The sequence below is a fragment of the Pseudomonas sp. FW300-N2F2 genome, assembly GCF_017351655.1.
GTDB lineage: Bacteria > Pseudomonadota > Gammaproteobacteria > Pseudomonadales > Pseudomonadaceae > Aquipseudomonas > Aquipseudomonas fluorescens_AA.
Window position 1 is genome coordinate 2580049 of the sequence record NZ_JACNDQ010000001.1, and the last position, 12660, is coordinate 2592708.

Here is a 12660-nt window from a genome sequence, read left to right on the forward strand (position 1 = left end):
TCGGTCACGGTCGTAGCGTCAGCGGCCCAGCAGTCCGCGGGCAGCGAGGTTGCGCAACAAGGCGCTGACGCCAAAGGTCCAGGGGGCGGCGTCGCAGCTGTGGGTCACCTGGTTATGCAGGCTGCCGAGCAAGGGGCTGCTGATGCTGACCCGGTCCCCGCGCTTGTGGGTGAAACCACTGCCGGGATGGTCACGGTCTTCGGTGGGGGCGAACAGGGTACCGAGAAACAGCACAAAACCATCCGGATATTGGTGGTTGGCGTTGAGTGTCTGGCTTGCCAGGTCCTGCGGGTCACGGCTGATCTGGCTCATGGAACTCGAACCGTGCAGGCGGTAGCCATCTTCGCCTTGTACCTGGAGGTCGACCACGCAGGCGCGTACGTCATCCAGGCTGAAGTGTTCGTCGAACAGGCGAATGAACGGCCCGATGGCGCAGGACGCATTGTTGTCCTTGGCCTTGCTCAGCAACAGCGCGCTGCGGCCTTCGATGTCTCGCAGGTTGACATCGTTGCCCAGGGTGGCGCCGTGGATCTGGCCACGGCTGTTTACCGCCAGTACCACTTCCGGTTCCGGGTTGTTCCATTGCGATACCGGATGAATGCCAATTTGGCTGCCGCTGCCCACGGCGGACAGGACCGGTGCCTTGGTGAAGATCTCCGCATCCGGGCCGATACCGACTTCCAGGTACTGCGACCACATGCCCTGTTCGATGAGCAAGGCTTTCAGGCGTATGGCTTGCTCGGAACCCGGCACGATCGCCCGCAGGTTATCGCCGATCACGCTGTGCACGGTGGCGCGTACCGCCTCGGCCCTTGCCGCATCGCCGCCGGCCTGTTCCTCGATCACTCGCTCGATCATGCTGGCGGCGAAGGTCACGCCGGCGGCCTTGATCACTTGCAAGTCCAGCGGCGGCAACAGAAATGGCTTGGCCGGGTCGGCATGAATGCCGGTGTTGGCCAGCAGCGCTTCGACGCTGGCGATGAAAATGCCGGGCGTTTGCCTGACTTCCGCCAACGGTGAGGACGTTTCCAGCAAATCGCTCAAGGTCGCGAAACGGTCCGACAGGTCGAACACCCCATCGCTGCGCAACACGACGGGTGAAGGTCCGGCGACACGGCCAGGCACCCAGGCACGACCGATGAGGGTGCCGGCGACGCCATCGACGGGCAGGGTGTTCTCGGGAGTAAGCATCAGTGACATGGGCAGTCTTCCGGGTTCGTAAAGCTTTCAAGCTAGGGCCCGCGGTTGATGAACTCCAATGAGATATATTCAGTATCTGATAACGTCCGGTTATTGCATCGTCGAGGATTGCCCATGTCCGATCTGTCTTTCTCCAGCTTCTGCGGCTGGCTCAAATTCCGCCATCTGCTGTTGATCGATACCTTGGGGCGAACCTGCAACATGCATCTGGCGGCCGAGCAGATGAACCTCAGCCAGCCCGCCGTGAGCAAGATGCTCAAGGAAATCGAAAGCCTGCTCGGCTTCGCCCTGTTCGAGCGCCGCTCCCGGAGCATGCCGCCCACCGCATTGGGCGAACATGTGCTGCGTTACGCGCAGATCGCCTTGAACGATGCCCGTTCGTTCGTCGAGCAAATCAGCAGCCTGCGCGAAGGTGGCCATGGCTACCTCAAGGTCGGCGGTATTTTTGCCGCGACGGCGGTGGCCTTGCCTGAGGCGATCCTGCAGATCAAGCAACGCTGGCCCTTGCTGTCCATCGAGGTGGTGGAGCAGACCAGCAACCATCTGATGAAGATGCTTGAAGAGAAAAAACTCGATCTGGCGGTAGCCAGGTTTACCGAGCAAAGCCAGCAACAGCGCTACGACTTCCAGCCTCTGGCCCCGGAACCGTTCTGCATCGTGGTCAATGACCTCCATCCCCTGGCGAACGCCGGGCCGACCTCCCTGCAGCAACTGGTGGACCTGCCGTGGATTCTCTACCCGGTCGGCACGCCGATCCGTGCCCGCATGGAACTGGCCTTCGCCGAGGCCGGGGTGGGAATGCCGCGCAATACCATCGACACCATTTCCATGCAGACCTTCCTCCAGGTGCTGCAACGCGGGCCCATGATCGGCATGCTGCCCAATGCTATGGTCGATCCGCTGCTCGAAAGCGGCCAGCTCAAGACCCTCGATACCCCGTTGCACCTGGTGCCCCAGGACTACGGCATCCTCACGCGAAAGGACGAACCGCTGGTAGGCGCGGCGCTGGAGTTCGCCGAGATTCTCAAGGACAACGCCCGTCTGAGCGGTTGAGTGTGCCGCCGCCATCGCGAGCAAGCTCGCTCCCACCGTTGTTTCGTGGTGACTGAAAGATCCGCGACACTCCCGCCTCCTGTGGGAGCGAGCTTGCTCGCGATGGCGGCGGATCAGCCTGCACTGAACCCTGTGGCGAGGGAGCTTGCTCCCGCTGGGCTACGCAGTAGCCCCCCTTGCCAAACCCAAGCCTCGATAACAATACGTTATCGACTAATCCAAAAATGCCATTGGGAAAGAATCGATTCCCGACAGTAGAGTCCTCGTTCAACCGCCGGATGAGTCACTCATTCGACGTGACCCAATAAAAACAATCAGGGGTTACCTCATGCAAACCATCTCCGAGCCGTTGCCCGCCCAGGCACAAGCCGGCCAGCTGGATTTCGAAGACCGGACCTACCGCAAGGTGATCTGGCGGATCCTGCCCGTGTTGCTGTTGTGCTACATGGCGGCGTACCTCGATCGGGTGAACATCGGGTTCGCCAAGCTCGACATGCTCAACGAGCTGCAATTCAGCAACACGGTGTATGCCTTGGGCGCCAGTATGTTTTTCTGGGGCTATTTTCTCTTCGAAGTGCCCAGCAACCTGTTGCTGCATCGCTTTGGCGCACGGTTCTGGATCGCCCGGATCATGCTCAGTTGGGCGGTGATCTCCATGGCCGTGGCCTACACCGTACCGCTGGCGGCTTTCTTCCACATCGAATCGAGCACGATGTTCTATGTGCTGCGCTTCCTGTTGGGCATCTGCGAAGCGGGCTTTTTCCCTGGCGTGATCCTCTACCTCAACTACTGGTTTCCGACCCACCGGCAGAGCCGGGTGATGTCCGGATTCCTGCTGGCGCTGCCCGTCAGCCTGACCCTGGGCGGCATACTCTCCGGCTGGCTGATGAACAGCATGCAAGGGGTGCATGGCCTGTCCGGCTGGCAATGGATGCTGCTCATCGAAGGCATTCCGTCGATCATCATGGCGTTCGTGGTGATCGTCTGCCTGGCCGACAACATCGACAAAGCCAAATGGCTGACGGTCGCGGAAAAAGCCCTGCTCAAAGCCAATCTGCAAACCGACAACCAGGGCAAGGCCACGCGCTTGAGCGAAGTGTTCTTCAACCCTAGGGTGTGGTTGCTGGTATTGATCCTGCTGACCTTCAACACCGGTTTCTATGGCCTGGCGTTCTGGATGCCTTCGATCATCAAGAGCACCGGCATCACCAACAGCTTGCACATCGGTTTGCTCACCGCCATTCCTTATTCGGTGGCGGTGGTGGCGATGCTGCTCAACGCCCGGCACTCCAACCGCACCGGTGAGCGACGCTTGCATGCGGCGATCCCGGCGTTCATTGGCGGCGTCGGCCTGATCCTCAGTGCCTTCTTCGCTGACAACCTGGTGTTGTCCGTGCTCTTTCTCAGCGTCTCCGCTTCGGGGATCCTCAGCCTGATGCCGATTTTCTGGACCCTGCCGGGCACCGTGCTGTCGGGGGTCGCCGCCGCAGCGGGCATTGGCATGATCAACGCCATCGGCAACCTGTCGGGCTTTACCGGCTCGATGATCACTGCCGTGGCCGAAACCCTCACGGGCAACATCAACAACGGCACTTATGTACTGGCCTTGTGTCTTTTGGTCAGCGGCGGGCTGATCCTGGCCATCCCCGCTTCGATGCTCGGCAGGCCCCCCAAGCACGCCGCTACGGCAGCGCAACTGGAGGCCGCATGAACCTGCAGAACAAGCGCGTGCTGGTGACGGCAGCGGGGCAGGGCATTGGCTTGGCCAGCGCCATTGCCTTCGCCCGGGCTGGGGCCGAGGTGATCGCCACGGACATCGATATCCATGCACTGGCGGGGATCGAAGAGGTCACCGTCATGCCCCTGGATGTTACCTCGACCGCCGCCATTAGCGCCGCCTGCGAGCGCATCGGCGGGCTCGATGTGCTGTTCAACTGCGCAGGCTACGTGCACAGCGGCAACATACTGCAATGCGACGAAGCGGCCTGGGCGCGTTCGATGGACCTCAATGTCACGGCCATGTATCGGATGATCCACGCGTTTCTGCCGGGCATGCTGGCCCGTGGCGGCGGCTCGATCATCAACATGTCGTCGGTGGCCTCCAGCGTCAAGGGCGTGCCCAATCGCTTCGCCTATGCCACCAGCAAGGCGGCGGTGGTGGGCCTGACCAAGGCTGTCGCCATCGACTTCGTCAACCAGGGCATCCGCTGCAACGCGATCTGCCCGGGCACCGTGGACTCGCCTTCGCTGCGCCGGCGCATCGCCGCCCAGGCCGTGCAACAGGGCGTCGATGAGGCGCAAGTCTATCGGCAATTCCTCGACCGCCAGCCCATGGGACGCATCGGCAGCACTGAAGAGATCGCCCAGTTGGCGGTGTACCTGGGCAGCGATGCATCGGCCTACACCACGGGTGCCATTCACGTCATCGACGGTGGCATGAGCATCTGAACCCGGTCTTCACTTGAGCAGGAGCACGACATGAAACTATTGCGCTACGGCGAAAAAGGTTCGGAAAAACCCGGGCTGTTGGATACTGACAATCAGCTGCGCGATCTCTCGGGCCATGTGCCGGACATCGCCGGGCAGGTCCTGGGCACGGACAGCCTGGCAGCGCTCGCCGCCCTTGACCCGCGCAGCCTGCCGCTCGTTGCCGGCCAGCCGCGTATCGGTGCCTGCGTCGGCCAGGTCGGCAAATTCATCTGCATCGGCCTGAACTACGCCGACCATGCGGCCGAGTCGAATATGGAGGTGCCGAAAGAGCCGATCATCTTCAACAAATGGACCAGTGCCATCTGCGGGCCGAACGACGATATCCAGATCCCGCGCGGCTCCCTCAAGACCGATTGGGAAGTCGAGTTGGGTGTGGTCATCGGTAAAGGCGGGCGCTACATCGACGAAGCCAATGCCATGGAGCATGTCGCCGGCTACTGCGTTATCAACGATGTGTCCGAACGCGAGTGGCAACTGGAGCGCGGCGGCACCTGGGACAAGGGCAAGGGTTTCGACACCTTCGGCCCACTTGGCCCCTGGCTGGTGACCCGGGATGAAATCGCCGACCCGCATACGCTGGATCTGTGGCTGGAGGTTGACGGACACCGCTATCAGAACGGCAATACCCGAACGCTGATCTTCAGCGTGCCGCAACTGATTGCCTACCTGAGCCGCTGCATGAGCCTGCAACCGGGGGATGTGATCTCCACCGGCACGCCACCCGGCGTCGGCTTGGGCATCAAGCCCGAACCGGTGTTCCTGCGGCCGGGCCAGACCATTCGCCTGGGGATCGAGGGTTTGGGCGAACAGCGTCAGGTCACGGTGCAGGCAGACTGATCGCAGGGCTCGCTGCCCCCTCAGGTCCCTGTGGGAGCGGGCTTGCTCGCGAAGGCGGCGTCACAGTCAATGAAGAGGTTGACTGTGCTGGCCTCTTCGCGAGCAAGCTCGCTCCCACAGAAGGATTCCGGATGCACGCGGATATTGTGTTCGCTGAAGACCCAATGTGGGAGCGAGCTTGCTCGCGATAGCGCTGGCCCGGCCTGGCCTCACTTCGGATCAACCCGCCTGACACGCTTCATCACCACCACGAAAAACACCGGCACGAACACCACCGCCAGCGTGGCGGTGATCATCCCGCCGATCACCCCGGTGCCGATGGCCTGCTGGCTCGCCGAGCTGGCGCCGGTGGCAATCGCCAGCGGTACCACTCCGAGGATGAACGCCAGCGAGGTCATGATGATCGGTCGCAGGCGCAGGCGTGCGGCCTGGAGTGTGGCGTCGATCAAGTCGTGGCCTTCGTCGTACAGGCTCTTGGCGAACTCGATGATCAGGATCGCGTTCTTCGCCGACAGGCCGATGATGGTGATCAACCCGATCTTGAAGAACACGTCGTTGGGCATGCCGCGCAACGACACGGCCAGTACCGCGCCAAGCACACCCAGTGGTACCACCAGCAACACCGAGGTCGGGATCGACCAGCTCTCGTACAGCGCCGCCAGGCACAGGAACACCACGAGCAACGACAGGCCCAACAGGATCGGTGCCTGGCTGCCGGACAAGCGTTCCTGCAAGGACAACCCGGTCCATTCCTGGCCCAGGCCCGTCGGCCCCAGGGCCACCAGCCGTTCGATTTCGGCCATGGCTTGTCCGGTGCTGTAGCCCGGTGCCGGTTCGCCGGAAATGCTCACCGCCGGATAACCGTTATAGCGGGTCAATTGCGCCGGCCCCTGGGTCCAGCGGGCCTGGACGAATGCCGACAACGGGACCATTTTCCCGCTGTTGTTGCGCACGTGGATCTTCAGCAGATCCTCGACCTGGCTGCGCTGGTCGCCCTCGGCCTGGACCACCACCCGCTGCATCCGCCCCTGGTTGGGAAAGTCGTTGATGTAGGCCGAACCCACCGCCGTGGACAACACGCTGCCGACATCGGCAAAGGAAATGCCCAGGGCATTGGCCTGCTTGCGGTCGACCTCCAGTTGCACCTGCGGCGCCTCCGCCAGGGCGCTTTCGCGCACATTCATCAGCATCGGGCTTTTTTCGGCGGCGGCGAGCAATTCGCTGCGGGCCTGCATCAAGGTGGCATGGCCGAGTCCGCCACGGTCCTGCAAACGGAACTCGAAACCGCTGGAGGTGCCCAGGCCATCCACGGGCGGCGGCAGCACCGAGAACGCCATGGCATCCTTGATTTGACCCAGGGCCAGGTTGGCGCGGTCGGCAATCGACGCCGCCGAATCCTCGGCGCCGCGTTGCGACCAGTCCTTGAGGGTGGTGAAGGCCAGGGCTGCGTTCTGCCCGCTGCCGGAAAAGCTGAAACCGAGAATGATCGTGCTGTCGCCGACCCCCGGCTCGCCGGCGTTGTGGGCTTCGATCTGCTCCACCACCTGCACCGTCCGGTTTTTGCTCGCACCCGGTGGCAGTTGGATGTCGGTGATGGTGTAGCCCTGGTCTTCCACCGGCAGGAACGAGGAGGGCAGGCGACTGAACAACAGGCCCATGCCCACCAGCAGCACGCCGTAGATCAGCAGATAACGGCCGCTGCGTTTCACCGCATAGGCCACCCACCCCTGATAGTGGTCGCCGAAGCGGTCGAAGCCACGGTTGAACCAGCCGAAGAAGCCGCTTTTGGCGTGGTGATCACCTTGGGCGATCGGTTTGAGCAAGGTCGCGCAAAGCGCCGGGGTCAAGGTCAGGGCGAGAAAGGCCGAGAACAGGATCGATGTCGCCATCGACAGTGAGAATTGCTGGTAGATCACCCCCACCGAACCCTGCATGAACGCCATCGGAATGAACACCGCCACCAGCACCAGCGTGATGCCGATGATCGCACCGGTGATCTGCCCCATGGCCTTGCGCGTGGCCTCCTTGGGCGACAAGCCTTCCTGGGCCATGATCCGCTCGACGTTCTCCACCACGACGATGGCATCGTCCACCAGGATACCGATGGCCAGCACCATGCCGAACATGGTCAGCACGTTGATCGAGAACCCCAGCGCGAGCATCGTCGCGAAGGTACCCATCAATGCCACCGGCACCACCAGGGTCGGGATCAGGGTGTAGCGGATGTTCTGCAGGAACAGGAACATCACCGCGAACACCAGCAACATCGCCTCGCCGAGGGTGTAGATCACCTTGGTGATCGAGACCTTGACGAACGGCGAGGTGTCGTAGGGAATCTTGTACGCCACGCCGGCCGGGAAGTAGCGCGACAGCTCGTCCATCTTGTTGCGCACCAGGGTCGCGGTGTTCAAGGCATTGGCGCCCGGCGACAGTTGCACCGCCACCGCGGTGGACGGCTTGCCGTTCAGGCGCGTGGAAAACTGGTATTCCTGGCTGCCGATCTCCACCCGTGCCACGTCGGCGATGCGCACCGTCGAGCCATCGGGATTGGCCTTGAGCACAATGTCGGCGAACTCTTGCGGCGTGTTGAGCTGGCCTTTGACGACGATGGTTGCGGTGATTTCCTGGGTGCTGCGGCTCGGCAATTCCCCCAGGCTGCCTGCCGATACCTGGGCGTTCTGCGCCACGATGGCGGCATTGACATCGGCCGGGGTCAGGTTGAAGCCGACGAGTTTCTGCGGGTCGATCCAGATCCGCATGGCGCGCTCGGCCCCGTACAGCTGGGCCTTGCCGACACCGTCCAGGCGCTTGATCTCGTTCATCACGTTGCGCGCCAGGTAATCGCTGAGGGCCACGTCGTCGAGCTTGCCGTCGCTGGAGGTAAGGGTGATCAGCAGCAGGAAGCCGGCGGAGACTTTGTCCACTTGCAAGCCCTGCTGCGTGACCGCTTGCGGCAGGCGCGACTCCACCGCCTTGAGGCGGTTCTGCACGTCGACCTGGGCCAGTTCCGGGTTGGTCCCGGGTTGGAAGGTCGCGGTGATGGTGGCGCTGCCCAGGCTGCTCTGGGATTCGAAATACAGCAGGTTGTCGGCGCCGTTGAGTTCTGCCTCGATCAGGCTGACCACGCTTTCGTCCACGGTTTGCGCCGAGGCGCCCGGGTAGACGGTGTAGATCTCGATTTGTGGCGGCGCCACCACCGGGTATTGCGCCACCGGCAGTTGGGGGATGGCCAGGACACCGGACAACAAGATGAACAAGGCGACGACCCAGGCGAATACCGGACGGTCGATGAAAAATTGTGGCATGGCTTAGTGTCCTGCCTGTGGCCCGGGAACCTGGGCGAGGGGGAGTGGAGAGTCGTCGATCCGGACGTGCTCGCCGGGACGGGCGTGTTGCAGGCCTTCGATGACGATGCGGTCGCCGGGTTTCAAACCGTGGGTGACGACCCAGCGATCGTTTTGCGCGGCGCCCAGTTGCACCGGTTGCTGGCTGACCTTCTGCTCGGCGTCCAGCAGCAACACCTGGGCGATGCCGGCGCTGTCGCGCAAGATGGCCCGTTGCGGCACGGTGATGCCCTGGCTGTTGACCGCCTGTTCCAGGCGCACGCGGATGAAACTGCCCGGCAGCAGGTCCAGGTCGGGGTTGGGGAACTCGCTGCGCAGGGTGATCTGGCCGGTGCTCGGGTCGACGCTGAGGTCGGTGAACAGCAACTTGCCGGGCAGCGGATAAGGGCTGCCGTCGTCCTGGATCAAGGTGGCCTTGGCCTGGCCCTGGCCAACCGCTTGCAGTTGCCCTGCGCGAAAGGCGCGGCGCAGGTCATTGAGTTCGCGGGTCGATTGCGTGAGGTCGGCGTGGATCGGGTCCAGTTGCTGGATCAACGCCAACGGCGTGCTTTCGTTCTGCCCCACCAAAGCACCTTCCGTCACTAGGGCGCGGCCGATGCGCCCGGATATCGGCGCGGTCACCGTGGCATACCCGAGGTTCAGTTTCGCCCGTTCCACCGCGGCCTTGTTGGCGGCGACGTCCGCGGCCGTCTGGCGCACGTTGGCCCTGGCGTTGTCGTAGTCCTGGCCACTGATCGCCTTGTCATCGATCAACTGGGCATAACGTTGTGCCTGCAAGCGGGCCTGGAACGCATTGGCCTCGGCCTTGCGCAACGCCGCTTCGGCACTGTCCAGGTCGGCCTTGAACGGTGCCGGATCGATGCGAAACAGCACCTCGCCCTGTTTGACGTCGCGGCCTTCGTGAAACACCCGCTGCAAGACCACGCCGGCGACCCGCGCCCGGACTTCGGCGACCCGTGGCGCGGCGATCCGGCCGCTCAACTCGTTGCTGATCGACAGTGGCCGGGCCTGGACCGTTTCGACACGCACGCTTGCCAGCGGGGCGGAGGCTTGCGGGTTCGAGGCACTATCACAGCCACTGAGCAGCAACGCGCCGACCAACAGGCCCAGTGTGACGAAAGGAATCTTGGACATGGTGCTTCCCCAATATTGAGCCGCCCATGGTAGGGGTCGAGGCCAATGCCAGGGGTGAAGCTTTGTAGGCGCTCTGTGAAATTGTGTAAGCGCACAGGCCACTAGATCCGAAAATGCCCCACCAACTGCTGTTGATGATTGGCCATGGCATGCAACGAGTGGCTTGCCTGCGACGCTTCTTGCATCCGGCTGGTCAAGGTTTCGCTGATTGCGCGAATGTCGCTGACGCGATGGCTGATGTCTTCCACGACAGTGCTTTGCTCCAGGGCGGCGCTGGCGATCTGTTGGTTCATGTGTTCGATCACTTCCACGGCGTCGGTGATGTGTTGCAGCGCCACATGGGTCTTTTCGACTTGAGCGACGCTGTCCCTGGCCTGTTCGCGGCTCAGTTGGGTGCTGAGCACGACCTCCTGGCTCAACTGTTGCAGCGCTTCGATCACTGTGCGTATCTGCTCGACCGAGTTCTGGGTGTTGCTGGCCAGATGGCGAACCTCATCGGCCACCACGGCGAAGCCGCGCCCCTGTTCACCGGCCCTGGCCGCTTCGATGGCGGCATTCAAGGCCAGCAGGTTGGTCTGTTGGGCAATGGCACAAATCACGTCCAGCACCTGGCCAATGTGTTGACTGTTGCCGGCCAGCGCCTGCACTTGCTCAAGCGTGGTTTCCAGGCGCCGGTCGAGGCTGTCGATGCTGGTGACTGCGTTGGCGAACAATTCCCGCCCCGATCGGCTTGCGTTTTCGGCGACGGTGGCGGCATCGGCCGCCTGGTGGGAATGGCGAGCCACTTCCTGGGCGCTGGTGCTCATTTCATGCAAGGCGGTCGCTGCCAGCTCGACTTCCCGGTACTGCGTGTGCATGCCGGCGCTGACTTCCCGGGCCACCCGCGCCGACGTATCGGCGGTGTTGCGGGTGTCCAGGGAGGCTTGCTGGATATCGCGGATAATGGGCTGCAACTTGTCGAGAAATCGGTTGAAACCCCTGGCCAGATGGCCCAACTCATCATGGCGGTCGTTGGGCAGGCGCTGGGTGAGATCGCCGTCGCCTTCGACAATCGCATCGAGCATATGCGCCACCTTCAGCAGTGGCCGGGTCACGCCGTAAGCGGTGAGCCAGATGAGCAACAGTCCCAAGCCGGCAGCCAGCAAGCCGAGGCTGAGGTTGAGCCAGTTGGCCTGGCGATACTTGTCGTCCAACTGCGCCTGCATGTGCAGGGCTGGCGCTTGCACAAGCGCTTCAGGTACGCGTATCTGCAATTGCCAGGGGCTATTGTCGGGAGCGGTTTGCACGGCTTGCCGAACGTCGACCGAGGTGCCGTCAACCGTGCCGCTATGGCCGGCAACTTGCCCTGATGGGGAAAGAATGTTGATCTCGCTGTGGCCGGGATACAGGTCGTTGGCCAGGCTGGCGGCCAGTTGCTGGAGGGTATCGAGGCTGATGTCCATGCCCACCACGCCGATGACGTTGCCCTGGTCCAGCAGCGGTATGGAGATGCTGCTCATCAACGTCTTCTGGCCTTCGACCTCGATCGCGTAGGGCTCTGTCACGCAGGTGCGCCCCAGGGTCTGCGGGCAGACGTACCAGGCGTTGGCCGGCTCGCTGCCCGGTGGTGCGGTGTTGGCGCTGATCTGGGCTTCGCTGAGCACCTCCTGCACCAAGTGGCCGGGTTGGCTTTGCGACCAGTACAAGGCGAAGCGACCCTTTTCGTTGCCGGCCAGATCGCGCTGGCCAATGAAACCGGCATCTTCACCGACCAGCGCGTCGGGAAGCAGCACCACGTAGAAGCCGAGGACTTTTTCGCGGTTCTGGAGGGCTTGGCGGGTCGCGGCGATCAGGTCCTGGCGCAGTTGCCCCGGTGTCAGTCGTCCGTTCCACGCCTGGGCGCGCAGTTGCAGGACCTGCTGGGCAAAACCTTCCCCATAGATCGCGGTTTCGCTGAAAAAGCGCTCCACCCGCTGACCGTGTGCCAGGCCCTGCGCCTGCAGGCCTTCCAGGGCCGAGCGCCCGAGCAGTTGACTGCTTTGCTGCTTGAGCAGCGTTGCGCCTTGCTGGTTCTGATACAGGGAGGTACCGGTCAATGCCCCGACGACGGCCAGCAAGCACAGCCCACTCAGGAGCGTGATCCGCCATTGGATAGAGAGACGAGCGAAGAACATGCTGAGATTTTCCTGCGCTTAGGGATTTTTATTGTTCTGTGCCCCGCACTGTTTGAACGATGGGCGAGGCTATCTTGCGGCAGGAAGCGCTTGCCGGTTATCCCGAATCGGCAGCCGTTGTGCCCAGGCGTTGGGCAATGCGGTTCCGCCAAGAAAACACAAAACCTGTGGCGAGGGAGCTTGCTCCCGCTGGGCCGCGAAGCGACCCCTCTTTTCTGGGCCTGCTGCGCAGTCCAGCGGGAGCAAGCTCCCTCGCCACAGGTTGTCGTTTGGTCCAGGGACATGGTCAGCGTTACAGCATTGGGCTGACCTGTTTTGGGGCGCCGCCTCGGATGCTGCCGTTTTGGGATAGCGAAGGGTTTTGGCAAGGGCCTAGCATCGAATCCAGCGTGCAAGCAGAACAATAAGCTTTTGGACGTCGGCGAAACTGGCCGTCTCCGATCCAGCAA

Annotated in this window: 8 protein-coding genes and 1 pseudogene; 4 read left to right on the top strand and 5 right to left on the bottom strand. The window is 62.7% G+C overall.

Annotated features, from left to right (window positions below; all coding sequences use genetic code 11):
* Window positions 1-18: 18 nt before the first annotated feature.
* Window positions 19-1200 carry a fumarylacetoacetate hydrolase family protein gene (locus J4E63_RS11285; RefSeq protein ID WP_207282002.1) on the bottom strand — a complete coding sequence of 394 codons (1182 nt, stop codon included), beginning with the start codon at window positions 1198-1200 and terminating at the stop codon, window positions 19-21.
* 114 nt (window positions 1201-1314) lie between these two features.
* On the opposite strand from J4E63_RS11285, the gene J4E63_RS11290 reads away from it, so the two are divergent.
* The 4 genes from J4E63_RS11290 to J4E63_RS11305 all read left to right on the top strand — a co-directional run bounded on the left by J4E63_RS11290 (window position 1315) and on the right by J4E63_RS11305 (window position 5580).
* A complete protein-coding gene (locus tag J4E63_RS11290; protein WP_207282003.1) occupies window positions 1315-2253 on the top strand; it encodes a LysR family transcriptional regulator in 939 nt (312 codons plus the stop codon).
* A 328-nt stretch (window positions 2254-2581) separates the two neighbouring features.
* Window positions 2582-3964, top strand: a complete 1383-nt coding sequence (locus J4E63_RS11295) for an MFS transporter (protein WP_207282004.1) — start codon at window positions 2582-2584, stop codon at window positions 3962-3964.
* Window positions 3961-4701, top strand: a complete 741-nt coding sequence (locus J4E63_RS11300) for an SDR family oxidoreductase (RefSeq protein ID WP_207282005.1) — start codon at window positions 3961-3963, stop codon at window positions 4699-4701. The genes J4E63_RS11295 and J4E63_RS11300 overlap by 4 nt, the downstream gene beginning before the upstream one ends.
* Before the next feature lie 30 nt (window positions 4702-4731).
* Complete coding sequence (locus tag J4E63_RS11305) at window positions 4732-5580, top strand: fumarylacetoacetate hydrolase family protein (protein ID WP_207282006.1); 849 nt, start codon at window positions 4732-4734, stop codon at window positions 5578-5580.
* Window positions 5581-5789: 209 nt separating this feature from the next.
* On the opposite strand, the gene J4E63_RS11310 is transcribed toward J4E63_RS11305, so the two are convergent.
* From J4E63_RS11310 to J4E63_RS31250, 4 genes and pseudogenes are all read right to left on the bottom strand, one after another.
* Window positions 5790-8885, bottom strand: coding sequence for an efflux RND transporter permease subunit (locus tag J4E63_RS11310; protein ID WP_060742728.1), 3096 nt, complete (start codon window positions 8883-8885; stop codon window positions 5790-5792).
* Window positions 8886-8888: 3 nt separating this feature from the next.
* A complete protein-coding gene (locus tag J4E63_RS11315) occupies window positions 8889-10058 on the bottom strand; it encodes an efflux RND transporter periplasmic adaptor subunit (RefSeq protein ID WP_060742727.1) in 1170 nt (389 codons plus the stop codon).
* A 101-nt stretch (window positions 10059-10159) separates the two neighbouring features.
* On the bottom strand, window positions 10160-10915 hold the full coding sequence (locus tag J4E63_RS31245; protein WP_404943332.1) for a methyl-accepting chemotaxis protein: 756 nt from the start codon (window positions 10913-10915) through the stop codon (window positions 10160-10162).
* Between the two features lie 102 nt (window positions 10916-11017).
* A pseudogene (locus J4E63_RS31250) lies at window positions 11018-12211 on the bottom strand (HAMP domain-containing protein); the annotation flags it as partial.
* Window positions 12212-12660: the final 449 nt, after the last annotated feature.